Annotated in this window: 21 protein-coding genes; 9 read left to right on the top strand and 12 right to left on the bottom strand. The window is 56.7% G+C overall.

Annotated features, from left to right (window positions below; genetic code table 11):
• The first annotated feature begins 19 nt into the window (after positions 1-19).
• The 6 genes from I6I94_RS10655 (at position 20) to I6I94_RS10630 (ending at position 5,562) form a co-directional block, all read left to right on the top strand.
• Positions 20-1,069 (top strand): tetratricopeptide repeat protein, encoded by a 1,050-nt coding sequence (locus I6I94_RS10655; RefSeq protein ID WP_037235079.1) that lies wholly within the window; start codon positions 20-22, stop codon positions 1,067-1,069.
• Positions 1,070-1,186: 117 nt separating this feature from the next.
• Positions 1,187-1,912, top strand: coding sequence for a tetratricopeptide repeat protein (locus I6I94_RS10650; protein WP_080727450.1), 726 nt, complete (start codon positions 1,187-1,189; stop codon positions 1,910-1,912).
• A 111-nt stretch (positions 1,913-2,023) separates the two neighbouring features.
• Positions 2,024-3,604, top strand: a complete 1,581-nt coding sequence (locus I6I94_RS10645; protein WP_236588868.1) for a tetratricopeptide repeat protein — start codon at positions 2,024-2,026, stop codon at positions 3,602-3,604.
• Between the two features lie 205 nt (positions 3,605-3,809).
• Complete coding sequence (locus I6I94_RS10640; RefSeq protein ID WP_128087915.1) at positions 3,810-4,331, top strand: GNAT family N-acetyltransferase; 522 nt, start codon at positions 3,810-3,812, stop codon at positions 4,329-4,331.
• A gap of 33 nt (positions 4,332-4,364) precedes the next feature.
• A complete protein-coding gene (locus I6I94_RS10635; RefSeq protein ID WP_128087916.1) occupies positions 4,365-4,724 on the top strand; it encodes an immunity 22 family protein in 360 nt (119 codons plus the stop codon).
• 232 nt (positions 4,725-4,956) lie between these two features.
• On the top strand, positions 4,957-5,562 hold the full coding sequence (locus I6I94_RS10630; RefSeq protein ID WP_006887392.1) for a tetratricopeptide repeat protein: 606 nt from the start codon (positions 4,957-4,959) through the stop codon (positions 5,560-5,562).
• Positions 5,563-5,629: 67 nt separating this feature from the next.
• Here the strand turns inward: I6I94_RS10630 and I6I94_RS10625 are convergent, their stop codons facing one another.
• Positions 5,630-6,007 carry a nuclear transport factor 2 family protein gene (locus I6I94_RS10625; protein ID WP_128087917.1) on the bottom strand — a complete coding sequence of 126 codons (378 nt, stop codon included), beginning with the start codon at positions 6,005-6,007 and terminating at the stop codon, positions 5,630-5,632.
• A gap of 208 nt (positions 6,008-6,215) precedes the next feature.
• On the opposite strand from I6I94_RS10625, the gene I6I94_RS10620 reads away from it, so the two are divergent.
• Positions 6,216-6,686 carry a GNAT family N-acetyltransferase gene (locus I6I94_RS10620; RefSeq protein ID WP_201620684.1) on the top strand — a complete coding sequence of 157 codons (471 nt, stop codon included), beginning with the start codon at positions 6,216-6,218 and terminating at the stop codon, positions 6,684-6,686.
• Between the two features lie 116 nt (positions 6,687-6,802).
• Here the strand turns inward: I6I94_RS10620 and cydC are convergent, their stop codons facing one another.
• The 4 genes from cydC to I6I94_RS10600 form a co-directional block, all read right to left on the bottom strand.
• The gene (cydC, locus tag I6I94_RS10615; protein WP_201620683.1) at positions 6,803-10,582 is read right to left on the bottom strand and encodes a thiol reductant ABC exporter subunit CydC; all 3,780 of its coding nucleotides are present in this window, start codon (positions 10,580-10,582) and stop codon (positions 6,803-6,805) included.
• Between the two features lie 307 nt (positions 10,583-10,889).
• Positions 10,890-11,972, bottom strand: a complete 1,083-nt coding sequence (cydB, locus tag I6I94_RS10610) for a cytochrome d ubiquinol oxidase subunit II (protein ID WP_128087919.1) — start codon at positions 11,970-11,972, stop codon at positions 10,890-10,892.
• Positions 11,973-11,999: 27 nt separating this feature from the next.
• Positions 12,000-13,574, bottom strand: a complete 1,575-nt coding sequence (locus I6I94_RS10605) for a cytochrome ubiquinol oxidase subunit I (protein WP_128087920.1) — start codon at positions 13,572-13,574, stop codon at positions 12,000-12,002.
• Between the two features lie 417 nt (positions 13,575-13,991).
• The gene (locus tag I6I94_RS10600) at positions 13,992-16,094 is read right to left on the bottom strand and encodes a DNA gyrase/topoisomerase IV subunit B (RefSeq protein WP_037286314.1); all 2,103 of its coding nucleotides are present in this window, start codon (positions 16,092-16,094) and stop codon (positions 13,992-13,994) included.
• Between the two features lie 295 nt (positions 16,095-16,389).
• Here I6I94_RS10600 and I6I94_RS10595 point away from each other — a divergent pair, with 295 nt between their 5' ends.
• Positions 16,390-16,599, top strand: a complete 210-nt coding sequence (locus I6I94_RS10595; protein ID WP_037235017.1) for a DUF7455 domain-containing protein — start codon at positions 16,390-16,392, stop codon at positions 16,597-16,599.
• 105 nt (positions 16,600-16,704) lie between these two features.
• Here the strand turns inward: I6I94_RS10595 and I6I94_RS10590 are convergent, their stop codons facing one another.
• The 6 genes from I6I94_RS10590 to I6I94_RS10565 form a co-directional block, all read right to left on the bottom strand.
• Complete coding sequence (locus tag I6I94_RS10590) at positions 16,705-17,604, bottom strand: YwqG family protein (RefSeq protein WP_128087921.1); 900 nt, start codon at positions 17,602-17,604, stop codon at positions 16,705-16,707.
• Positions 17,605-17,765: 161 nt separating this feature from the next.
• Positions 17,766-18,590, bottom strand: a complete 825-nt coding sequence (locus I6I94_RS10585) for a YwqG family protein (protein ID WP_236588867.1) — start codon at positions 18,588-18,590, stop codon at positions 17,766-17,768.
• Between the two features lie 110 nt (positions 18,591-18,700).
• Complete coding sequence (locus I6I94_RS10580) at positions 18,701-19,579, bottom strand: YwqG family protein (RefSeq protein WP_128087923.1); 879 nt, start codon at positions 19,577-19,579, stop codon at positions 18,701-18,703.
• Positions 19,580-19,773: 194 nt separating this feature from the next.
• Positions 19,774-20,637 (bottom strand): YwqG family protein, encoded by an 864-nt coding sequence (locus I6I94_RS10575; protein ID WP_128087924.1) that lies wholly within the window; start codon positions 20,635-20,637, stop codon positions 19,774-19,776.
• A gap of 57 nt (positions 20,638-20,694) precedes the next feature.
• Positions 20,695-21,579, bottom strand: a complete 885-nt coding sequence (locus I6I94_RS10570; protein WP_201620682.1) for a YwqG family protein — start codon at positions 21,577-21,579, stop codon at positions 20,695-20,697.
• 12 nt (positions 21,580-21,591) lie between these two features.
• Entirely contained in the window at positions 21,592-22,443 is an 852-nt protein-coding gene (locus I6I94_RS10565; protein ID WP_128087925.1) for a YwqG family protein, read from the bottom strand.
• A 217-nt stretch (positions 22,444-22,660) separates the two neighbouring features.
• On the opposite strand from I6I94_RS10565, the gene I6I94_RS10560 reads away from it, so the two are divergent.
• Positions 22,661-23,014 carry a hypothetical protein gene (locus tag I6I94_RS10560; protein ID WP_037286186.1) on the top strand — a complete coding sequence of 118 codons (354 nt, stop codon included), beginning with the start codon at positions 22,661-22,663 and terminating at the stop codon, positions 23,012-23,014.
• A gap of 145 nt (positions 23,015-23,159) precedes the next feature.
• Here I6I94_RS10560 and I6I94_RS10555 read toward each other — a convergent pair whose 3' ends face one another.
• A complete protein-coding gene (locus tag I6I94_RS10555; RefSeq protein ID WP_126500236.1) occupies positions 23,160-24,635 on the bottom strand; it encodes an RNA polymerase sigma factor in 1,476 nt (491 codons plus the stop codon).
• Between the last annotated feature and the right edge of the window lie 267 nt (positions 24,636-24,902).

The following is a 24,902-nucleotide window of genomic DNA, read 5'->3' as shown; positions in this document are numbered from 1 at the left end:
GCATCAAGGAGAAACAGGCATGACCGAACCGAATAAGCCCTTGGACCAGATGACCGCGCAAGAGCGGCTTGACCTTGGTGTAGAGTGCCTTGACGCGGGCAGGCTGAATGACGCCGTTCATATCCTTGCTACGGTTTCAGCAGGTGAAAATCCTGGGGCGTACTCTTGGGCGCAGTACTTTCTAGGTGACGTCTACGAGGATGCGGAGAATCTTCGTGAAGCGATAACCGCCTACAACAATGTCCATCGCCACGATAACCCTGTAGCCTACGCTTCGGCGCAGAACAGTATAGGTATTCTCTATAAGAACATGGGGCGGCTTGATGATGCTGTTGCCGCGTTTAGCCGTGTTGTTCGTGAAGACAACCCGGAATCCTATGCGTGGGCGCAGAACAACCTTGGCACCGTCTATCAAACCATGAGGCGGCTTGATGATGCCGCCACCGCGTTCAGGAATGTGCAGCTCAGCAACAGCCCCGAAGCGTACACTAACGCACAGTTCAACCTTGGCAACACCTATAAGCTTATGGGCAAGACAGATGATGCCCTTCAAAGCTGGGGAGGCGTGCTTCGCGAAGTAGACGCAGAAACCTACGCCCAGGCACAGTTCAACATTGGTTCTACGTGCAAGAATCAAGGGCGGATAGATGAGGCGATCGCAGCGTGGGGAAGGGTGCGCCATGACGACAACCCCTCAGTTTATGCCCGGGCGCAGCTGAGCCTGGGCCTCACCTATGCCCCGCTAGGGCAGCTTGATGAGGCGATCGCCGTGTGGCGTAATGTGCGCCGGGAGGACAACCCCGAAGCGTACGCCGCAGCACAAAACAACCTGGGCAGCGCGTACGAAGACAAAGAGCTATATGACGATTCTTTTGCCGCCCGGAACAGGGTTCTGCGCAGCGACAGCCCTTACATATATGCTGTGGCACAGCTCAACATGGGCATCGCCCACTATAACAACGGGTCTCTTGATGAGGCAGTGACCGCATGGAACCGCGTTCTCGAAGAAGATGACCCGCAATCCTACGCCGAAGCACAACGTAACCTTGCTCTGGTGAATAAACACTAGCAGCCCACAGTGTTGCTCCTGCACGGCCGGAAGCAGCACTGCTACTTTTAATGTGAAGTTTTAGGTGAGACCTAAGGCTTTGAACTTTTCTAACCACTGCGTCAAGGAGAAACAGGCGTGACCGAACCGAATAAGCCCCTAGAGCAGACGACCGCGCAAGAGCGGCTTGACCTTGGAATATCCTATTTCAAAGAGGGCAAACTTGATGAGGCTATCACTGTTCTAAAAACGATTTCAACCAGTGAAGACCCCACTATTTATGCGCTATCACAACGCCTCCTAGGTGATATTTACGGGTGCATGGGTAAGTTGAATGAAGCCACCGCCGCATGGTCAAAGGTTCGGTGTGAGGACAACCCTGAAACCTACGCATGGGCGCAGTTCAGCCTTGGCAACACCTATAAAATCATAGGCAAACTGGGCGAGGATATTGCAGCATGGTCCAATATTCGCCGTGAGCACAGCTGCGAAGCGTATGCGGTAGCGCAGTATAGTCTCGGCAATACCCATAAGACTATGGATCAGCTGGATGACGCTATCGCTGCTTGGTCGAACATCCGCCGCGACGACGACCCCGAAGCCTACGCATGGGCACAGTTAAGTCTCGGCGACGCCTATAGAACTATGGATCAGTCAGATAATGCTATCGCTGCTTGGTCGAGCATCCGCCGCGATGATGATCCTAACGCCTATGCGTGGGCGCAGTCTAGACTCGGGTTCGCTTACCAAACCCAAAACAAATTGGATGAAGCTATCACAGCCTGGTCAAATATCCGCCGCGAAGATGAGCCTGAACTTTACGCCGAAGCACAACGTAACCTTGCTCTGGTGAATAAACACTAGCTGCCCACAGTGTTGTTCCTGCGCAGACGAGGGGCAACGCTACTACCTTTTAATGTGAAGTTTTAGGTGAGACCTAGGATTTTCTAGCTATCGCATCAAGGAGAAACAGGCGTGACCGAACCGAATAAGCCCCTAGAGCAGATGACCGTTCAAGAGCGGTTTGACCTCGGAAGAAGCTACTACAATGAGGGTAAATTTGATGAAGCTATCAAAATATGGTCAAACATTAGCCACGATGACGACCCCGGAACCTATGCACAGGCACAACTCGGCCTCGGAGCTGCCTACTGCACCCAGATCGACCTGGTTCAGGCCGTCGAAGCCTGGTCAAACATTAGCCACGATGACGACCCCGAAGCCTACGCACGGGCACAGTTCAACCTCGGACTCGTCTACGCCCAGAGCAAGCTGGAACAGGCCATCAAAAACTGGTCAAGCATCACCCGAGACGATGACCCCAAAGCCTATGTCGAAGCCCAGCTCTGCCTCGGGGAGGTTTACTCACTAGATAAAGAAAAAGAGGAACAAGCACACAAAGCGTACAATAATGTGTGTGACTTCTCCTACTATAAGTCTGAACGCGGGTTCAAGATTCTTAAGTGCCCTGTGGTAGTGAGGAAGAATCTTCATAACCTAGCTAAAAATACAGACGAAGTCCTAAAATCTCTCCAGATAATCCCAGAATTTGAATCGAAGGTTGCACACTATAGTCGACCATCAACAGCTTTTTCCCTATTTGGAGACGAGAAAAACAATAGGAATCCGTCAAATTTCCGACTCAGTACCATTCGTGGAGTTAACGACCCAACGGAAGGACTGATTCTAAGGGACTATTGGGAGCAACAAGGTATCTCGGAAACTATACATACAAACGACACCGCAACCTTCATTAGCTGTTTCACCTTTAACCACGACAGCCTTAACCAGTTTCGCCTTTACGGAAAAGAGAATGGTCAGGAAGCAACAGGCGTTAGTTTAGTATTCAACAAAGAGTTTTTTAGCGACCAGTCAGATGACCTAAAGTTTATAGCTGGTCCCTCAACAGACCCATCTAGCAAATCGGAGCAGATTAAGCTCAATGACACTGGGAAACCGGAGAGTGACAATAAGAAACAATTAATAGCAAAGTCAGCACTCTACAGATGCATTTACTTGGATCCCGAAACCGGGTATTGGACTCTGGCTCAACGTAATAAATCCACTTTCTATCGCGAAAATAAGGATAAAGATACGGCTGAAAATAATTGGGAAACATATTCTGAAAAAATTTCAGAAATAGAAAAATCTTTTAAAGATTCTTTATTTGATAATAACGATTCTGTCTTATCTAAACTTAAATCCATCTTCAAATATCCTAATACATACGGCATAGAAGAAAAACAGAAAATTCTCGAAACTGTTCGGTTTATTCTTCTCCCCCTGCAATACCTCGTCAAACATATTGCCTTCCGGGAGGAACAGGAATGCCGCATTATGTATATTACTCAGTTCCGTGATGAGAAGATTCACAGCGACCGTAAAGAACAGAAAATGTACGTCGAGTATGAGGAGCCTGTACTGCCACATATCGATAAGATCTGGCTCTCCCCTGGTGCAACGAAGGACCAAGATTTCTTCCGCATCCTGCTCGATCAAGGTAGTGGTAAAAGCAAGGTTCGTATCTCCCAGAACCCGTTTAGGAATAAAGAATAAATCGTTCGCCCTCCACTCAGCAGGGCAGCTCCCCTGTTTGCTTTTCCTGCCGTCTGGGTGGGAACGTAGAATCATCTCGCCACCACATTGAAAGGGACATTATGAGCACCATTATCCGCCCGGCAGGGCGTGAGGAAAGCGCCAGTCTACGAATGTTCATACGCGAACTCGCGAAGCTGGCTGACCTACGAACGGAGTATTACCAGTGAGCGTTAGCCTCAGAGAGCTCACCGTCGCCGATGCTGCGGTGCTGCGTAATATTAGTATCGCAACGTTCACCGAAACCTTCGCAGACTCAAACAGCGCGGCTGATATGGCGCTCTATATCGCGCAGCGTTTCTCCGAGGACCAGCTCGCCCAGGAGCTCGCCAACCCAGAGTCGTTCTTCTACACCGCAGAGGTGCAGGGGCAGACGGTGGGCTACCTCAAACTCAACACGGGCGGCGCCCAAACCGAACCGCAGCAGGAGAACGCCCTAGAGATTGAGCGCATCTACGTGCTGGGCACCCACCACGGCCACGGCGTGGGGCAGGCCCTCTACCAGCACGCCCTCACCGTCGCAAACCAGCGGGCGGCAAGCTACATTTGGCTGGGGGTGTGGGAGCACAACCACCGGGCGTTACGGTTCTACCAGAAGAACGGGTTCACCGCCTTCGGGCAGCACATTTTCCATCTTGGTGATGACGAGCAAACAGACATTCTCATGAAACACGACCTCAACCGCTAGAAACACGCAGGAAAACAACAACGAAGGGACGCCGTGAACAACAGTGTCGCCATCTGGGTCGGCAGGTTCGACTCCGATCAGGAACTACAAGACTACCTCGACATTGATTACACCGCCGAGCAAGACAACAGCGAATACATGGCCTCAGAATTCGCGGAAGCCTTCAAAATATTCCACCACGACGAAGACTTCCGGGAAGCCTACCGCACCGAGGTCGAACCGGTAAGCTGGGCTGGGCTGGCCGAACCGCTCTCATACGCTGAAGGGTTCGCCCACACCGTCCCCAATATTACTGACCGCAACAACTCCATTATTGCCCTCTACAACTACACCTACCCGGGCACCGTGCACGGCACAGAAAACGTGGTGTTCGTGGGTAACTACACCTACTAGCGCCCCGCCCACTCCCCCACTGTTAAGGCGCTACGTACCGGGCGAACGGTTTCGGCTATAGTGTTATGCTGCCGTCTTTACACAACCACCAGAACCGTGCACTACGCCCAGGGTGCAGGGGTTCCTCACGGCAGGGTATGTTCACGTATAGTTAAGGAAATTAGTTCTTGCCCTGGGCGCACAGTACCGGCAAGACAGGTACCAACAGACTACTGGCTCAGGAAGGGAACTCATGGCCGAACAGCCCGATGCGGGTACGCAACGCTACGCCCAAGAACAGGTGAACCTCGGGGCGGAACACTACAGGCAGGGCCGCTTCGCAGAAGCCGCCGCCGCATGGGGCGCCGTGCCTGAGAGCGTACCCGACCAGTACGCGGTGGCGCAGGTGGACTTAGGCATCATGTACGGCAGCACCGGCGACGCCGCACAAGCCATTGCGGCGTGGCAGAAAGTGCCCCAGAGCGAAATCCAGGCGTACGCGGTGGCGCAGTACAATATCGGCTCCGTGTACGAGGGGCAAGAGAAAGACGAGGCGGCGCTGGCGGCCTACGGCAATATCCCCGAAGCCGACACGATGCACTACGCCATGGGGCAGTTTAACAGTGCGGTGCTGCTGCACATGCACGGCAATTTCCGTGCCGCCCTGGGGGTCTACCAGAACGTGCCTGAGAGCGTGCCCGACCAGTACGCCCGTGCGCAGCTGAACCTGGGTGTGCTGTACCAGCAGATGGGCCTGGACGATAAAGCCCGCGAATCGTGGAACCGGGTGCCAGCGGACTACCCCGACCTGTACGAGGTGGCCCAGTCATACCTGAACGACGAAGACGAAGACTCCTAAAACCCGTGGGTGCTACGGTGAGGCGCAGGCCCGCCGTGGCACCCGCTGTTTAAGGCGGGTGTTTTGCCTAGCCGCCCAGAACCGCCACGATTTCTTGAACGATCTGCCAGTTTTCGCTGCGCTTCTTCCAGGTGATGGTGAACAGGAAATCCTGTTCCTGCGCGCCCTGGCTCATCCTGCGTTTGAGCACAATAGTGCCGGTTTCGCCGTCAGAATCGGCAAAAAGGATAGTGTGCGCAGTGTTCAGGGGCGCGGCGCCGTTGTCTTTGAGGGCTTGAAAGAAATCGATATTGTCCTGTTTTGAGAGAATCTGCACCGTATTATCCGGCAGGATCCGCACAAATTTCAGGTCATCGGCGTACACCCGCCGCAGAAAATCAATATCGTAGCTGGTGCCGCGCGCAATCAGCTCCTCGGTGAGCGCTTTCATCGTCTCGTCAATCATGATGCCCTCCATCATCTGAGGTGGAAATACGTACAAGCTCAGCCTAGCATCTGAAAGCTCCATCCCGTCATATTCATCAGGTATACTCGTGCTATGACTGTTTAGTTATTGTCTTATGACGATCCGTTCCAGGTATCCATGTCACACCCCGTAGTGTGAACACGGCTATTTTTAGCACCCATAAAACATAATTCTTAAGGAAACAGTCATGACTATCCCCTGGCCCCCTGCAGCTCAAACCGCTCATAACCCTCAAGCGGTGGCACGTATCCTCAAGACCCTGCCTGAATGGTTTGGACGTGAAGAGTCCAATGCCGAATACATACATGCTGCTGAACGACTGGAAACGTGGACGGTAACCCATCCAGAAACCCACGAAGTTGTGGGTATCATGCTGATCGCCCAGCACTACCCGGTTGAGGCAGAAATTCATTTGCTGGCAGTAGATGCCGCCTTTCACGGATACGGAATTGGCACTTCCCTAATAAATGCATTTGAAAAGGAGGCACGTAACCGCGGTATCAGGCTGATACAGGTCAAGACGCTTGGGGAATCTTTTCTCAACGAACCGTACCAACGCACCCGCAATTTCTATCAAGCTGTAGGGTTTTTGCCCCTTGAAGAGACGAACCTGTGGGGCGAAGATACTCCCTGTCTGATAATGGTAAAAGCAATCTGACTGGCTTGACCGTATATAGAGCGCAGCCTTCATTCTGCCCAAAGCCTACGCTTCTCAAGACAGCTAGAACGGGTTCTAATATTTTCCTGCGCCCTCTCACAACGTCATGTATAGACCTATTCCAAGGTAACAACCATATCGCAGCGGGCAATGTCTTCGGGGCGGTGCGAGACCAATACCGTCGCCGTACCGCCAGCGCGGGTTGCCGTATCCAGATCAGCCATAAGCGCCGCAGCTGATTCGGCGTCCAGATGCGCGGTCGGCTCATCCAGCAGAAGCACCGGAGATTCCACAAGCAGGGCACGAGCCACCGCAAGACGCTGCCGCTGCCCGCCCGAAAGGAACCCGCCGCCAGCACCCACCCGGGTGCGTAACCCCTCAGGGAGCGTATCGTACCACTGCCCCAGCCCCACCCGACGCAGCACAGCCACCATCTGCTGCTGGGTGGGACGCTGCGAACGGTCACGGGCCAGCAGCAGGTTACCCTCAAGGGTGGACTCAAAAATATGCGCCGCCTGCGGGCACCACGCCGCATAGCCGCGCACCCGCTCAGCATCCAACGCCTGCCCGTGCGCGCGAACCTGCCCAGACTCCAGCGGCAAAAACCCCAGCAGACTCGCTAAAACAGTGCTCTTACCCGAACCCGACGGCCCGGTAACACCAGTCCACTCCCCCGCACGCGCGCTCACGGTAAGGCCCTCAAAGACGGGGGCCTCCATACCGGGCCAACGTGCGGCGGCGTTCGCAAGCTCCAGGGCGGGCCCCCGCCCAGACGCAGGGGCGAGCACCAGGGAGTGGGCACGGTTAGCGGCTTCCTCGTCGTCTGTGAGGTCAGGGATATCCGCCTCAGCCGCCACATCGGGGGCGATCCGGGCCACCAGACGCGCAAAAGCGGGCCACGAACGCACCGCCTCAAGATGCCCCACGGTGCTCTCAATCATGCCGGTGCACATGAGCACCACAATCGCCGACTCCGGCGCCCCCACCGTGCCCGACACCGCCAGCGGGTACGCAATGACCGCGCACCACAGCGCCACACCAAACCAGGCCACAACAGCCAAGGCACGCCCCGCACCCTGCGCATACGCCCCCCGGGTCAGTGCCCGCAGGTTCCGCGCGTCCACCCGTGCGGCGGCGGCAACCGCCGTCTGCGACACCCCGTTAGCGCGCGCATCCTCTGCGGCACCAAGCAGGCTGGTGCTCAACCGCATCAGCTGCGCGGTCGATGCGCGCGACGCCCCCTCAGCGCGGGCGTCCGCACGCAGCACCACCCACGGGGCCAGCACAGTTGTGATAAACGCCGCGAGCGCCACCGGCCCCAGCGCCTGCGGCAGAATCACCCAGGTGCTCACTAGTGCCACGGCCATCACCAGCATGTGCGCGGCGGGTGGCAGAATCACGCGCGGTATGCCGTCGCGCAGCTCATCGATGCCGCCAATGAGCCGCTCCAGCAGGGCGTCGCCGCGCAGCAGGGCGCGCACACTGCCGATATTGCGGTACGCCCCCGCCCATGCGCGCAGGCGCAGGGTGTTAGCGGCGGCAAGTACCCGCGAGTGGGTGAGCAGACGCTCAGCGTAGCGTGCGGTGGCGCGCCCCAGCCCGAAGAACCGCACACCCACGATGGCGACCATCAGGTACATCATGGCGGGGCCTTCGGCGGCGCGCACAATCAGCCACCCGGAGAGGGCGGTGAGGGCGACGGCCGCGAGTGAGGTTGCTGCCGCCATCATGATGGGCCCGACGGCTTTGAGCACACCTATTTTCGTGAGCCCACGCAAGGTTTTGAGGGTCGCAAAAACACCGGGGGCAGTGCCGAGCTCTGCGGGGCTGCTGGGCAGGACCGCTTTTGTTGTTGTCTTCAGTGTGTGCGCCTGCGCTGGTGGTGCGGACGCGGGGATTGGGGCGGGCGCCGGGTTTGTTTTAAGCGCCCAACGGTAACCGCCGCCGGGGTGCGCGTCTGCCCGCAGCCAGAGGGCGCAGTGCTCGGCCAGTTCCCCCTCGTGGGTGACGATGAGCACGTTCGCGCCGCGTGCCGCCAGCGCCCCTAAGGCGCGGGTCACCAGATGTGCGGCGTGTGCATCCAGGTGTGCGGTGGGTTCATCCACGAGCACGCTCAGGCGGGGCTGCTGGCGGGCGGAGGCTTCATCACGGTGGTGCTCATCGGCGGCTGCGGCCCGGTATAGGGCGTCGGCGCGGGCGAGGGTGCGGGCGATCGCTAACCGGCGGGCCTGGCCCGCACTGAGCGACTCGGGAGCCTGTTCGGCGAGGGTTTCAAGGCCCAGCTCAGCCAGATAGCCGGTAAGAAGCACCGTGTCGGAGAGGGCAAATTCGGTGTCTGCCGCGAGTAGCTGCGCGGCGTACTCCTGCTCGCTCTTAGAGGCGCTGAAGGCGTAGATGGCCATCTCCAGCAGTACCGTGGGCGCGGCGAACTGCGGTGACTGCGCGATCATCAGGGTGTGCCCCACCCCGTCAACGGCACCGCCCACATGCACGGGCTCTGATGCGCCGGTGGGTACCAGGCCCTCACGCACCGCCCCGGACAGCACGCCGAGCAGGGTTGATTTGCCGCATCCTGAGGGTCCTGTAATCCCCAGGATGGTGCCCGCTCCCCCGCGTTCTTGGCTACTGGGCAGGGTGAAGCTGAGGTTGCTGATTACTGTGCCGCGGCCGGGGTAGGCGACGGTCAGTTTCTCAACCGTCAGGCCTTTACCGTTCTGCTCGTTACTGTGCGGTGCCTCGTGGGTGGTGTCCGCTGGCTGGGGTGCATCAATAATGTTCTGGGCGGCCCGCAGCGCGGCTACCCCGTCTTCTGACTGGTGGTAGGCGGCGCCAACATCCCGCAGCGGCTGGTAGCATTCGGGGGCGAGCAGCAGCACCAGGATGGCGGTGTCTAGCCCCATCTGCCCGTTTACCAGGCGCACGCCAATGAGCACAGCCACCAGGGCCACAGAGATGGTGGTGATGAGTTCCAGCGCGAGGGATGACATGAAGGCACTGCGCAGGGTGTGCATGGTGCGGGCACGGTATTTCTCGCCGATCGCCGCTAACGCACGGGTCTGGGCGCGTTCCCGCCCTAACCCGATGAGCACCGGCAGCCCGCGCACCAGTTCAAGAATATGGTCTGAGAGGCGGTGCAGTTCGGATTGTGCGGCGGCGGTGTCTTCACGCGTGGTTTTGCCGATGAGCACCATGAAGAGCGGGATGAGCGGCAGGGTGCAGGCCACGGTGATGGCGCTTATGGGGTCTAAAAGCAGCAGAACAACCCACAGGGTGGCGGGCACTGCGGCGGAGCTGACGAATGCGGTGAGGGTTTTGGTGTAGTAGTTATCGAGTGCGTCCAGCCCGCGTGAGATGAGCACGGCGGTGGCGCCGGTGCCTTCGGGGGTGTCGGCCCCGCCGGTTGCGAGCACCCGCTGCAGCAGTTGCCGCCGGATACTTGATTTCGCCCCGGATGCGGCTTTCTGGGCGCTGAGGGTGAGCAGGTATTCGAATCCGGCGCGGGCCAGGAGGGCCAGCACCCCGCTGATAATGAGCGTAATGGTGATGCCGTCCCCGCCGCCGAGAAGCCACCCGAGCGTGCCGTCAAGTTTGGCTTGGGAGTCCCCGGCGAATTCGATGAGCGCCCGGTACTCTTCGGGGGTTGAGGTGTGTTTGCGGCGTTCGTGTTCGGCGGCGAGCGCAGCGAACCCGGCGTGTGCGGCCCGGGCTATGGCGGATGCGAGGGCTGCGCTGAAGATGACGGTGGCGAGGGTGTGCGCCATGGTGAGCACGGCGAATACGCCCAGGTTTTTGCGGGCGTTAGGCCCTAGGGGCGGGCGTTTGTTGTCGCGCTTAGTGGCTGCCCCGTTCGAGGGTGGTGCGGTGCGTGTGGTGTTTTTAGTTGAGTGTGTGCTCACCGTTGGGCTCTCTTCTTGTTCCCCGGGTTGTTGGCCCTTGCGGGCTGTCTCATACACCCCATATTTTAGGGAACATTCCGGGAGGTTTCACCCGTTGGGGTGCGTAGGTATTTATGACCCGCCGCTCACCACCTGGCTGTCTTATGCACGGGGTGTAGCTGGGTGGTGTCGGTGGTGCTGCCAGGCTGTTGCAGCAGGTGATCGGACTGTTATTGGTGCCCTTATGGCCACGCCCCCGCATCGTGGCTTTGGGCCTATGATGCGGGGGCGTGTTTGTCAGCTGCTAAGGGGCCGGTTTCGCTGGCTTCTATTCCGCCGCTACTTTATTGGGCAGTTTTGTCAGGTCGGTGGCGTCGTGTGCAGCTGGGATGTGTTCAACGCGCAGGCGTTTGCGGAACACCCAGTACGTCCAGCCCTGGTACACCAGAATAACGGGCAGGCCCATGAGCCCGACCACGCTCATCACACCCAGGGTGTATTCGGAGCTGGAGGCGTTCGCAATGGTGAGCGAGTGAGAGGCGTCCAGGGTGGAGGGCAGCACGTTCGGGTACAGTGCGGTGAAGATAGCCAGTGCACCGAACGCTATGAATAGGCTCAGCCCCGCGAATGCACGGCCTTCGCGTCCTGCTTTAGCGCTCAACCAGCCCAGGGCCACGGCCACAACCGCCAGTATCGTGCACAGCCATGACACTCCGTTGCCGGTGGTGAATTGCATGTACAGCACCCACCCGGTAATTGGCAGCAGGGCGATCGGCAGCAGGCGCACTAGGGCTGCGCGGGCACGGTGCCGGATTTCCCCGTCGGTTTTGAGTGCCACGAATGCGAGCCCCTGCATGAGGGAGAACCCTACCAGTGACAGCCCGCCCAGCAGTACGGGCCAGCTTGCCCAGGCGAAGGCGCCGCCCACGCGGTCGCCGTTGCTGTTAATAGGCAGCCCGATTGAGGTGAGCGCCAGCAGCGCCCCCATCAGCAGGGCGATGAAGAACGAGGATACTGAGATGGCGGTGTTCCACCCGTTAATCCAGCGTTCGTCGTTTTTCTTGCCGCGGTATTCGATGGCGACCGCACGGAAAATCAGTGCCAGCAGCGCCAGCGTCAGCGGAACGTACAGTGCCGAGAACAGGGACGCGTACCATAGCGGGAATGCGGCGAATGTTGCCGCGCCGCCGGTGACCACCCACACTTCGTTGCCGTCCCAGACGGGGCCGATAGTGTTCAGCAGCAGGCGGCGTTCCTGCTCGCTCTTGGCGAAGAAACGGCTCATGAGCATCCCCACGCCCAAATCGAAGCTGTCAAGGATGAGGTAGCCGATCCAGAACACGCCAACCACCACGAACCAGATGGTTGGTAGTGTCGGCTGGCCCGCGAAAATATTAAAGTCGAAGTTCATGATGTTGAGTCCTTCAATCCTTGGCGCCTAGTAGGCGAACTCCAGCACGTCCCGTTGTGCGGCGCCGTCTTTGTCGGCGTCGTCATGGTGGGATTGCACGAGTTCGGGCATTGCGGCCACCACACCGGATTTCACATATTTAACCAGTAGGTAGATTTCGACTACCATCAGGATGCCGTATACCGCCCCGAGGGAGATCAGGGAGAACAGGATCTCTTCGCCTGAAACACCGGGTGAGACGGCGGCGGCGGTGAACATCATGACGGCGGGGTCACCCTCAGGGTTGGGTGCCACCACGAACGGCTGGCGGCCCATTTCGGTGAAGATCCACCCCAGGGCGTTGCCGAAGAACGGGGCGAGAATACCCAGGATTGCGAGGTTCTTCAACCATTTAGCTTCTGGGACGGTGCCGGTTCCTTTCTTGCGGGTCACCCACAGTACGTACACGTATGAGAGGGCGCCGATACCGCCGAAGGTGATCATGCCGCGGAACCCGTAGTAGGTGACTTCCATGAGCGGCAGGTACTGGATTTCTTGGCCTGCACGCTCACCGTAGAGGGGGTTGTTGGCCAGGTGCGTGCCGTACTTTTCTTTGTATTCGGGCAGCAGGGTGTTCACGCCTTTCACCTCGGTGGTGAAATTATCGTGCGCTAGGAAGGAGAGGGCGCCGGGTATCTCAAGGACGGCGTGTACTTTGTCGCAGTCCTGCGCGCCGGGGGATGATATGGACAGTACCGAGAAGCCGGTGCCGTCGTGGCAGGCTGCCTCAGCGGCCGCCATTTTCAGGGGCTGCTGGTGGATCATCAGCTGCGCTTGCATGTGCCCGCTAAGCCCCACGCCCATAAAGCCGATGAGGCCTACTACGGCGCCTACTCGCAGGGAGCGGAACCATACCAGGTAGTCTTTCTTGTCGCGGCCTCCGACTTCGGCGTCGCCGACCACAACTTTGCTGTCCTCTACGGTGTCGATGCCGTCTTTGCGGCGGCGCCACAGCTTGTACCAGGCGATTCCGACCATGAACCCGCCAGCAACCTGGATAGCACCGAAGATCACGTGGGGGAAGGTCAGCAGCACAGTGTTATTGGTGAGCACAGCCCAGATATCAACGAGGCGGGGGCGGCCGTCGATCATTTCAACGCCGACGGGGTGCTGCATCCACGAGTTTGCGGCGAGAATGAAGTACGCCGAGATCCATGAGCCGGCTACGGCGGCGAAAAGGCAGAAGGCGTGTACCTTGGGCTTGAGTTTGTCCCAGCCAAAGATCCATAGGCCTAAGAAGGTTGATTCGACGAAGAACGCGAACAGCCCTTCCATCGCTAGGGGGGCGCCGAAGACGTCGCCCACGAATCGGGAGTACTCACTCCAGGCCATGCCGAACTGGAATTCCTGCACCAGGCCGGTGGCCACACCCATAATGAAGTTAATGAGGTACAGTTTGCCCCAGAACTTTGTCATGCGCTTGTATTCGTCTTTTTTGGTGAAGACGTAACGCAGGTACAGGTAGGTGACGACCATACCCAACCCGAGAGTTAGCGGCACCATGAAGAAGTGGTACACGGTGGTGATGCCAAACTGCCACCGCCCAACATCAAGGGGATCCATAGCGGTCCTTTTCTTAGTGTGTAGTGCTTATGTGGTTGTCGCCGGATCTGCCATAGATCCGGCGATTATATAAGTGCAATGCCTCTTACATTACAACCTTTTATTTTCGGCATAAATCATGCGAATTTTGAGGGGGGCGGGGTGAGGCTTGACTAGGGTCTAAAGGTGGATTAAACGCTATCATCTTTTTGAAAGTATTTACCCGTAAATCATTATTTATAGGCACACTCCGTCGCGGCATGAACGGCAACAAACCATGCCCCGCAGGCCCCATCCCCTGGCAGGCGGGTCGGGCAATGAACAAAAGTGGCCCGGATAGTGCTTTTGCAAGCACTAAACAGCCACTTTGTTACAGTCATAAACTATCTATGAGAAAACACACAGTGAGTATTGTCACCATTTTGTGTTCAGGGTGTGCTAAATGTCGATATTTTCCTGATCCAGCTGGTGTGCACCGGCAATAATGAACTCCTTACGCGGGGCCACCTCCGACCCCATGAGCAGGGCAAAAGCGCGCTCTGCCGCCTCCGCATCCTCCACCCGGATGCGCCGCAGCATACGGTGGCGCGGGTCCATAGTAGTCTCAGCCAGCTGGTCGGCGTCCATCTCGCCCAAGCCCTTATACCGCTGAATCGGCTCCTTATACCCCTTACCTTCAGCAGTAAGCCTATCAAGCAGCTCATGCAGTTCCCGCTCCGAGTAGGTGTACACCATCTCATTAGGTTTGCCCCGGTTAATAACCTCCACCCGGTGCAGAGGCGGCACGGCGGCGTACACACGCCCGTCCTCAATGAGCGGGCGCATATACCGGTAAAACAGGGTCAGCAGCAGGGTGCGGATGTGCGCCCCGTCCACGTCAGCATCGGTCATCATAATCACTTTGCCGTAGCGGGCTGCCTGAAGGTCGAAGGTTCGCCCGGATCCGGCCCCAATCACCTGGATCAGCGCTGCGCATTCGGCGTTGGCGAGCATATCAGAGACCGAGGCGCGCTGGGTGTTCAGGATTTTACCGCGAATCGGCAGCAGCGCTTGGTATGAGGAAGACCGCGCCAGGCGGGCTGTGCCCAGTGCGGAGTCACCCTCCACAATAAACAGTTCAGAATGTTCCACGTTCCCCGAGCGGCAGTCCACCAGCTTGGTCGGCATTGACGAGGATTCCAGGGCGGTTTTACGGCGTTGCGCCTCTTTATGCACCCGCGCCGAGATGCGGGTTTTCATCTCCGAGACGACCTTCTCGCACAGGGCATTTGCCTGCGCCTTATCGGCCCGCCCGGTCGCCTGCAGGCGCGCCTTGAGCTGGTCAGATACCACTTTCAGCACAATCTGCCGCACCGCCGGGGTTCCCAGAATCTCTTTGGTTTGCCCCTCAAATTGCGGCTCGGCCAGGCGCACCGTCAGCACCGCCGTTAACCCGGCCAGCGCATCGTCTTTCTCGATCTTGTCGTTACCGACTTTGAACCTGCGGGCATTATCGGCCAGATGTTTGCGGAAGGTGCGCAGCAGCCCCTGCTCAAACCCGGTGGTGTGGGTGCCGCCTTTGGGGGTGGCAATAATATTGACGAAACTACGGATAGTGGTCTCGTACCCTATCCCCCAGCGCAGGGCAATATCAACTTCGCATTCACGTTCCACGTCGGTGAGCTGGGAGCGGCCGTCCTCCCCCAGCACGGGCACGGTTTCGGTGAATGAGCCACGCCCGGTAAACCGCCAGATATCGGTTACCGCGCTGTCATGCGCTAAGAACTCTACGAACTCACTAATGCCGCCATCATGTTGAAAAACTTCTTCGTGGGGGCCGAACTCGCCGGGGGTTCCGGGCACTCGGCGTTCGTCCCTAATGGCGATGCGCAGCCCGGGAATCAGGAACGAGGTCTGCCGGGCGCGTGAAACCAGATCTTCGTAGCTGAACCGTGCATCAGGGGTAAAGATCTGCGGGTCAGCCCAGTAGCGCACGCGGGTTCCGGTGACGCCCCGTTTTGCTCTGCCCACAATCTGCAGCGCCTCGGCGCCTTCTGCGGCCGGGGTGAACGTGTCCTCCGGTTTGGGGGTGCGGCCGGAGTCGAACCGCCCGGGCATGCCGTGGCGGAACGACATCTGGTAGGTTTTACTGCCGCGATCCACCTGCACATCCAGGCGGGATGACAGCGCGTTTACCACGGAGGCACCCACCCCGTGCAGACCGCCGGAGGCCGTGTACGAGCCGCCGCCGAATTTGCCGCCCGCGTGCAGCTTGGTGAAGACCACCTCCAGGCCCGATAGCCCGGTGCGCGGCTCAATATCGGTGGGGATGCCTCGGCCGTCGTCCTGCACCTCTACCGAACCGTCACGGTGCAGAATAATCTGGATTGACTGACCGTACCCCGCCAATGCCTCATCAACAGAGTTGTCGATAATCTCCCACAGGCAGTGCATGAGCCCGCGCGAGTCAGTCGAGCCAATATACATGCCGGGGCGCTTGCGCACCGCTTCTAAACCTTCAAGTACTGAGAGGTGGCGGGCGGTGTAGTTCGACGCGGCCAAGTCTTTCCCTTTCACAACGGTTTTCTTCGTAGGTCTATTCTATCGTGGCTTGTGCCCAGAAACGGCTTAGCAGGTCATTGTCGGGCGCGCCCACGCCGAACCAGCATCTGGTGAAGGGGGCTGCTCCTCGGGTCTGTTCTCCCCTCTCTCCCAGTAAAAGCAATGTGGTGCTATTTGTAGTCCGGGTGCAGTTCGGACGCTCAGAGCGAAAGGCGACTAAGAGGGTAGGCTCAGCAGGTGGGTTTATGGTTGCATAGAGTTAGCACTCGTTTCTCTACATTTTGAAGGGTGAACAATGACCGTGAACTCCACTCTCGACCCCGCCAAGGTACGTCAGCTGACCTCCCGTGACCGCTGCGATGTGTGCGGCGCGCAGGCTTATGTTCGGGCTGTACTTCCTTCGGGTCATGACCTGCTGTTCTGCGGCCACCACGCTCGCGCGAACGAGGCCGGGGTGAAGGCTATTGCGGGCACTACCTGGGATGATCAGACCTCCCACCTGTAAGTTTCTTGTTGTTGCGGCGCGCACCCTGAAAAGCTCAGGGTGCGCGCCGTTTATTGTTGTTTACCGCCCCGGTTTATCGCTCGTTCCGCAGCGGGTGGGGAGTTTTTAGCTCCACCGAAGTTTAGCGGGGTGTTCGTTCCATTCATAGTAAACATCGGAGAAATCGCGTGAGGCTAACTGCTCCGGGGCGATCAGCCAGTTCGCGGCCCCAAAATACCCCCACTTCACATCAGGGTCTAGTTCGTACTCTGTTCCCATGGTGAGTAAGTTGAACGTGTAACCCTTAGCGAAGGCCGGATGCTGCCTTGGGTCATCGTTAAATGTTTCGGGGTACCCGCCCAGCTGGTTAATAATGTCGTCTGCCCCGAGCTCTTCCCCAATGTTTATCCCGTCCCCGCCTGTGGCGCGGCCCAGACTAATGGCGTCCTCATACCCATCAATGGGTTGTGCAGGGTACCTCTCGTTCCAGTACTGTGTGAAAAGCTCATCAAACGGTTCACGCAGATACTGAAGCGGGTTATGAAGCGCAGGCGCGAACTTTAACGCCAGTTCCGGGGTGCCCCGTCGTATGGGCCACACGTATTCAGGAAATTTGTCGGCCTCCCAGTCGATATGTGCCGATTGGGCGTGCGGATTGGGGTCTGTGAGTTCGGGGTAATATATCACCCGGTTGTTGAGGGGGCTGGTTGGTGCGGTAGGGTCGGCACCCCAGCCGGGGCGCGGGGCAATCCAAAACTGAAGCATCCCGGACTCGGGGTACAGAGTGTTCTCCGGCAGCTCGGCACAGTTAATCTGCGCAATCATCCCTAAGGGCTGCCCGTCGGAGCCAAGGGGCGCATCCACCCCAGCGGGCAGGTACGGCACACCCCCAAACTTCGAGGCAGTCACCGGCAACGGGGCATCCGGCACATTAGTGGTAATGCGCAGCGCGGGTTTCTGTGCGCCTGCGTTCACCAGTTGGGTCACTGCGCGTATCTGTTCAAGGATACGAACCGGTGTGTTCATAGCTTCTCCTTGTGGGTGGTTTTTTCTCTTAGTTGTTTTTAGCCTCACGGCTCAGCAATATTGCTGTCTTGCCCAATACCCCGCCTGCTGGCAAGGTGCCTCTCAGGCGTTCTTTGGCACGCCCTAAGAGGCTAGCTGTCTAATGTGCAGCTCTAGGTGTTTTAGCTCTGCCACCACCAGAAAAGAACCTTCGAGAAATCACGGGCTGCTAACTGTTCGGGGGTGATCAGCCAGTTTGCGTACCCGGCGTCTCCCCACAAGAGCTCGGTGCTTCCCAGACGGTACGACTCCGAGCCCATAGTTAGCAGGTTCACCGTATATTCTTCTAGCTCGGGGTTATTACGGCGCGGGTCGTCATCAAAGAAAACAGGGTACCCGCCCAGCTGGTGGTAGCCCGCCTCATCGGCTATTGCGCTTAGAATATCCTCGTCCTCTTCGGCCTCTTCCACGAGGTCTTCCAGCTCTTCAATTTCTTCAATTGCCTGGTCGGGGTAGAGTTCGTTCCAGATCTCAATAAACTGCTCATGGTCTCCCCAGGTGAGCATGGGGTCTGGCGTCTCCGGCGGGCCAAAAATAAGCGATATTTCGCGTGTGGGCGGGTCAATCGGCCAGTAGTGTTCTTCCCAGTTTGCCTCAACGGCGCAGGCGTGCGGGTTAGCTGCGCCCAGTTCTTTCCAGTAGATGACGCGCGCATCTGCCCCGGGCAGCCCATCGTTGATGTTCATCCCCCATTGGGGGTGCCGTGGGTTGAGCCAGAACTGAAGCATCCCAGACTCAGGATAAATAGTGTTCTTCGGCAGCTCGGCACAGTTAATCTGCGCAATCATCCCTAAGGGCTGCCCGTCGGAGCCAAGGGGCGCATCCACCCCGGCGGGCAGGTACGGCACACCCCCATACTTCGAGGCAGTCACCGGCAGCGGCGCATCTGCTGCACGTACGGTAATGGGAACTTTATCCCTTTGGTAGTTCACCATTTGCGCTACCACAGACCGAGCTCTGTCTGTTATCGTCATCGTTCTTGTTCCTTATAGGGTGTATGGCGCGCGCGCCTCATATACGGAAGCGCACGCCATTATCCTTTGAAAAACCGGTGCGGCTAACAGCAGGACCATTCGAAAATAACTTGCGAAAAGTCCCGGTTTTTCAGCTGTTCGGGGGTGATCAGCCAGTTTGCGGTACCCACATCGCCCCACATGATTGTAGGGGTGTTGGGGTCAGCCCAGTTACCGTCAGATACTGAGATCATGGTCAGCAGGTTCACCGTGTAGTCCCGCAAATCATCAGCGAAGTCGCGCGGGTCGTTTTGTGTGAAAATAGGCTCGCCACCGATCTTGTGGGTCAGCTGATCCTCGGTTTCCCGGTCAATCGTGTCTGTAACACGGTCTTCGCCCAGCTCGTCGATCTCATCAAAGAAATCCTCGATTGGTGTTTCGGGGTACAGCTCATTCCATGTATCAACAAACAAAGCTTCGGCGGTCTCGTTCATCAGCGACCATTTATCGCCCAATGCCGCCTCAAAGCTGAGCGCATATTCGACAGTTTCGGGAGAAATCGGCCACCCGTAATCGTCCCAGTTCGCCTTGGCTGCGCGCGCATCCGGGTTAGGTTCGCCCAATTCGGGGTAGTAGATCACCCGGTAGCCGTTTTGGGTACGGTCGGCAATGGTGTCGTCCATACCCCAGAGTGCTTCTTCATCACCCGGGTCAATCCAGAACTGGAGCATCCCAGACTCAGGGTAAATAGTGTTCTGAGGCAGCTCGGCACAGTTAATCTGCGCGATCATCCCCAAGGGCTGCCCCTCTTTATTGGCGGGGGCGTCCACCCCGGCGGGCAGGTACGGCACTCCCCCAAATTTGGAGGATGTCACCGGTAGCGGCTCAGCAGCCGCCGTGGCTGTGATGCGCACCGTGGGTGATTGGTCATTTTCTTCTATGCGTTTAATAACCTCACGCGCCTGGTCGAGAATTTTTCCCATATCTGCTCCTGTGCTTCTAGTGGTACTGGTGCGGAATCTGTGAACACTATTAGAGCACGTTTTTTCTCGCGGTGCGTGCACGTACGTCATGCATTCGAAGGCACAATGCAGAAGATAAAATATTCCCCGCCGTCAACGCATAGTTTTGTGTTTGCGGCGGTGCATTAGCTTTTATCTGCACCTCCGCTAAGTTTTTACCCGCAATTCCATTCAAAAAGGACTTTTGAAAAGTCCCGGTTTTTCAGCTGTTCGGGGGTGATCAGCCAGTTTGCGGTACCCATATCGCCCCACATAATGTCACCGTCACCATCATTTTTTGCTTCCTCGGAGGCGATGGTGAGCAGGTTAACCGTATATTCTTGCAGTTCTGGGTTGTTCTCGCGCGGGTCGTCCTGCACAAAGCTGGGGTACCCGCCAAGCTTATGGTACTCAGTGCTGTCGGTCAGGTCGTAGGCAATATTCTCCCCATCGTGCAGGCGGTCTATCTCGTAGACCTCGTTAATAGTCTGCTCTGGGTGTTTCTCGTTCCACCGGTGTACGAACCGGGCCTCAAATTCACGGCTTGTGTCGCTCAGGCTCTCATGTTTTTTCTTAAAGGTGAGCGCAAGCTCAGCCTCTGGCGGGTAGATAGGCCAGTCTTCGCTCCGTGCTGCGGTGACTGCGGGGTGCCCCGCAGGGGTGGCTTCACCCACCTGGGGGTAGTAAATAACCCGAATATTCGCCTGGTTGGCTATATCATTGGCGTTGAAGCCCCAGTTTTCATCGCCTTCTTCTTCGCCGGAATCAATCCAGAACTGAAGTATCCCGGTCTTGGGATAAAGCTCATTTTTGGGTAATTCAGTACAGTTAATCTGCGCGATCATCCCTAAGGGTTTCCCGCTTTCATTGGTGGGTGCCTGAGCCCCGGCAGGCAGGTACGGGGCGCCGCCAAACTTCGAGGCAGTCACCGGCAGCGGTGCTTTGGCACCGGCTGTTTTAATACGGATTACTGGCTGCCGTGTGGCGGCAGTGATTTCTGCCGCGATTTTCCGTGCCTCTTTAGCTACTGTACGGCCCATAATATTTTCCTCCCAATACCTGACTTTCGTTTTCACCAGTCTTATTGATAGTTGCAGCTAACCGCAGGACCATTCAAAAAGGACTTTCGAGAAGTCTCGGTTCTTCAGCTGTTCCGGGGTTATTAGCCAGTTTGCAGTGCCCTGATCTCCCCAAACAGTAACAAATTTTTCAGCGTCCTCAGAGAACATGGTGAGCAGGTTGATTGTGTAGTTATCGAACCCATCATGCTCTTGACGCGGGTCCTGCTGGGTAAACTCTGGGTGCCCGCCAAGTTTGTGGTAGCTTCCCTGAGCTATGTCGCGGTAGAACATTACGCTCGGGCGTTCCTCATCTGCGGGCGCGTATGCATCAATACCCGTAAAATCACCGATAAGCTGCTGGGGGTATAGTTCATTCCACAACTCTACAAACCGGCTCTGGTAGACCCACCAATTCTGTGGGGTTATTCCTTCTGAGGCTTCTTCAAAGCTGAGTCCGATTTCCCATCCCTGATCCACGTGTACCGGCCAGGCCATAAATTCCATCTCGGTTTGTTTCTCTTGATCTGGCATAACAAGAGTGTGGGCGCACGGGTTTGTGTCCCTATGATGGGGATAATAGATCACGCGAGTATTGACCTGCGACACCGGGTTCTTCAGGTCGATGCCCAGTCCCAACTCATCATACGGATCCAGCCAGAACTGAAGTATCCCGGTCTTGGGATAAAGCTCATTTTTGGGTAACTCAGCACAGTTAATCTGCGCGACCATACCCAGCAGCTTACCATCCTGGTTAGTGGGGGCCTGCGCCCCTGCAGGTAGGTACGGCACTCCCCCACATTTAGAGGCGGTCACTGACACCGTTCCCTGAACTGCGCGAGGAATGATGCGCACAGTGGGTTTACGATCCTGCTGGCTCAGCAGATGATTAAGGTGTTTGACCCGCTCAAAAATAGTGTTCATGGTGTATTTTCTTTAGCAGCTATCCCACGAATAAAAGACCTTCGAGAAATCTAAATTCTTTAGCTGCTCTGGGGTAATCAGCCAGTTTGCCACTCCGGCATCGCCCCACATGATGGTTATGGTGTCATCATCCGCAGAGACAAGAGTGAGCAGATTGATCGTGTAGTCTTTCCATTCTTCATTGTCATCTCGGGGGTCCCAGTCGATATACTCGGGAACACCGCCCAGCTGGTGGTGATCAAGATCTTCATAAAAGGTACTCGCAAGGTCATCGCCTTCAATCCCTGCAAGTTCATCAAGATCCCAAGGACTTTCAATCTGCTCCTGCGGGTAGCGTTCATTCCACAACCGCGTAAATAACTGCCCAGTACTGTATTGTTTGAGTTTTAGCCCGGGCTCTAGATTTTCAGGCTCAAAACTCAGGGCGTATTCTCCGCCCAAAAGAGGCCATATAAAGCCATTATCCTCGGTAATGACTAGTTTATGAGCCTTCCTGTTCGCTTTTCCCAGCTTGGGATAGTAGATCACGCGATCATATCGTGATGAGGTGTAATCTTCCGTATCGGTCTCGGTCGGACTAATCCAGAACTGCAGCAGCCCCTCCGCCGGGTAAATACTATTTGGTGGCAAATCGGCGCAGTTAATCTGCGCAATCATATGCAAAGGTTCACCGTTAACGTCTACGGGACCGTCCTGGCCCTTGGGTAGGTACGGCACTCCTCCGATTTTGGAGGCGGTGACCGGCAGCGTCTTGTACTTAGCGAATTGTGTATTGATACGCATCGTGGGAACTTGGTGTCCCACATTCATCTCAGCCAGTAAAGCGCGAGCCCGTTCTAGTATCTCTGCCTGTTTATTCGTCATATATTCCTCAATGCCCCAAACACGATCCTGAAATATTTCGGCGCCGTACGCCCACACCCCATTAGAGCATGTTTGTGTGCTGCATGTAACGGTTTGCGAGTTCCTCGTATATATCTCCCCGCAATTCCCACCATGCGAGATAAAACACACAAACTGTAGAAAAATTCATTGTGTCGTATATATAATATATTGAAAGATGCCTCAAGGAGTGAGCACCATGAAGAATAACACCGGCACTTTCGGCCCCTATTTCCTTTTCCTCTGCGCCTTTTTCATGATGGTTTTCAGTGTCCTCAGCGCATTAGGGTGGCTCGCCATTGGGGGCTCCCTCGCCCTGCTTATTCTCACCGCGTTTCTTAACCCGGATTTCCGCAAGTCAGAAGACCCCAATAACCCGGTGAGCACGTGGCTTATTCTTGCATTCTGCATTTTTGGAGCGTCCTGGGTTTATACCCTCACGCTGCAGAACGGGAACACTCACCCCGGTATCAATGCTGCCCTAGCACTGGTGCCGACCGCCGCAATGGGGTGGGTATTTATTAAGCATTCTGCCCATGCCCATAATTCTTAAGCCATCCCCGGGAAGAAACTAACCACTAGAGGAAACTAACCATTAAATGAATATTTATGCAAAAATGATGCGGTGTCTGAGCTATTCAAGCTCAGGCACCGCATCATTGGTTTGTGGCACGCAGCCTTATGCTAGGTCGAAGACCCTAGTCCAGGTAGTCACGCAACACCTGCGAACGCGAGGGGTGACGCAGTTTCGACATGGTCTTCGATTCGATCTGACGGATGCGCTCACGTGTCACGCCGTAGACCTTACCGATTTCGTCTAAAGTCTTCGGCTGCCCGTCGGTCATGCCGAATCGCATAGCAACCACGCCCGCTTCACGTTCGGAGAGCGTATCAAGCACCGAGTGCAGCTGCTCTTGAAGAAGAGTGAATGACACCGCATCGGCCGGGACAACAGCCTCCGAGTCCTCAATCAGGTCGCCAAACTCGGAATCGCCGTCCTCACCCAGCGGCGTGTGCAGAGAAATAGGTTCGCGCCCGTACTTCTGCACCTCAATAACCTTTTCGGGAGCCATGTCCAGCTCTTTACCGAGCTCTTCGGGGGTGGGTTCACGCCCCAAATCCTGAAGCATTTGGCGCTGCACACGGGCGAGCTTATTAATAACCTCAACCATGTGCACAGGAATACGAATAGTACGCGCCTGGTCCGCCATTGCGCGGGTAATCGCCTGACGAATCCACCAGGTGGCGTAGGTGGAGAATTTAAAGCCCTTCGAGTAGTCGAACTTCTCGACCGCACGAATCAGACCCAGGTTACCTTCCTGAATAAGGTCAAGGAATAGCATTCCGCGGCCCGTATAGCGTTTAGCGAGTGAGACCACGAGGCGCAGGTTCGCTTCCAGCAGGTGGTTCTTCGCACGCTTACCGTCGTGGATGACCCAGCGCAGTTCCTTCTTGAGCTTCGGATCCATGTCGGGGTTGTCGGCGAGTTTGTGCTCCGCATACAGGCCAGCTTCAATGCGCATTGCAAGATCGACTTCCTGCTGCGCGTTCAGGAGTGAGACTTTACCGATCTGTTTCAGGTAGTCTTTCACGGGGTCGGCCGTTGCGCCGGGGGTAACGACGCGCTGGGCGGGAGCATCGTCATCATCGCTGGCGGTCAGCACGAAGCCAGAGCCTTTAGCCGCCACCTCTTCGGCGGCTTTTTTCTCTTCCTTTTTGGCGACGGCTTCTTCATCCTCTTCGGCTTCTTCATCGGCCTCAGATTCTAGGGGTTCACCGTCAATGGCGTCCGGGTCAAGGTCAAGGTCGAACTCGTCATCGCTTTTCTTCTTGCGTCCGCGTTTGGGCGCGGCCTTAGCCTTAGTAGCGGTAGCAGTTTTACGGGTGCGTTTAGGCTTTGTCTCAGTCTCGGCGGCGTCAGAGGCTCCGTCTTCCGCGCTGCTGGAAGCCTTAGCGGCAGCAGCTTTGGTCGTGGATTTCGTCGCACGTTTCTTAGTTGTTGTCGCCTTAGCAGCGGTCTTAGTGGTTTTCGCTCCGGCACCTTCACTGTTTGTGGTCGTAGATTTGGCGCTGGCGGTTTTTTTGGTTCGCGTGGTTTTCTTCTGAGGGGTGTCGGCTACAGCCTCATCAGTAGCTTCACTGGTTGCGGCTTTCTTGCTGGTGGCAGTTGACACGAAAACCCTTTCTAGCTCAGTTACGGGGTGCTTTGTCTGCAAAACACCTAAGACCCTGTCAAGTCCTAGGCTTCTTTCAGAGACGAAATGTGACGGTTTAATGCTCACACACCGCAGAATATTCCGGGCGTATTCGTCCCCTGCTGAAGATACACCATGGGTGCATTGACTTTACGGGGTCAGTACCAAGTATTACAGAATCTTAGGTTTTTTCAACTAAGGCGCGCCTGCCAGAGCTGGTTTTAGCATTTTCTTATTCCCTGCCCT

It is taken from the genome of Rothia aeria (assembly GCF_016726365.1).
GTDB lineage: Bacteria > Actinomycetota > Actinomycetes > Actinomycetales > Micrococcaceae > Rothia > Rothia aeria.
Note: the sequence above shows the minus strand (reverse complement) of the source record. Positions and strands in the feature narration are given on the sequence as shown.

What these genes read in the sequence shown, in the direction of transcription:
- I6I94_RS10580 (WP_128087923.1), bottom strand. Translation starts at nt 19,579, where the DNA reads ATGGGAAAAATTCTCGACCAGGCGCGTGAGGTTATTAAACGCATAGAA.
- I6I94_RS10570 (WP_201620682.1), bottom strand. Translation starts at nt 21,579, where the DNA reads ATGAACACTATTTTTGAGCGGGTCAAACACCTTAATCATCTGCTGAGC.
- I6I94_RS10620 (WP_201620684.1), top strand. Translation starts at nt 6,216, where the DNA reads ATGACTATCCCCTGGCCCCCTGCAGCTCAAACCGCTCATAACCCTCAA.
- cydB (WP_128087919.1), bottom strand. Translation starts at nt 11,972, where the DNA reads ATGAACTTCGACTTTAATATTTTCGCGGGCCAGCCGACACTACCAACC.
- I6I94_RS10630 (WP_006887392.1), top strand. Translation starts at nt 4,957, where the DNA reads ATGGCCGAACAGCCCGATGCGGGTACGCAACGCTACGCCCAAGAACAG.
- I6I94_RS10605 (WP_128087920.1), bottom strand. Translation starts at nt 13,574, where the DNA reads ATGGATCCCCTTGATGTTGGGCGGTGGCAGTTTGGCATCACCACCGTG.
- I6I94_RS10590 (WP_128087921.1), bottom strand. Translation starts at nt 17,604, where the DNA reads ATGAACACACCGGTTCGTATCCTTGAACAGATACGCGCAGTGACCCAA.
- I6I94_RS10565 (WP_128087925.1), bottom strand. Translation starts at nt 22,443, where the DNA reads ATGACGAATAAACAGGCAGAGATACTAGAACGGGCTCGCGCTTTACTG.
- I6I94_RS10625 (WP_128087917.1), bottom strand. Translation starts at nt 6,007, where the DNA reads ATGATTGACGAGACGATGAAAGCGCTCACCGAGGAGCTGATTGCGCGC.
- I6I94_RS10595 (WP_037235017.1), top strand. Translation starts at nt 16,390, where the DNA reads ATGACCGTGAACTCCACTCTCGACCCCGCCAAGGTACGTCAGCTGACC.
- I6I94_RS10655 (WP_037235079.1), top strand. Translation starts at nt 20, where the DNA reads ATGACCGAACCGAATAAGCCCTTGGACCAGATGACCGCGCAAGAGCGG.
- I6I94_RS10575 (WP_128087924.1), bottom strand. Translation starts at nt 20,637, where the DNA reads ATGGGCCGTACAGTAGCTAAAGAGGCACGGAAAATCGCGGCAGAAATC.
- I6I94_RS10560 (WP_037286186.1), top strand. Translation starts at nt 22,661, where the DNA reads ATGAAGAATAACACCGGCACTTTCGGCCCCTATTTCCTTTTCCTCTGC.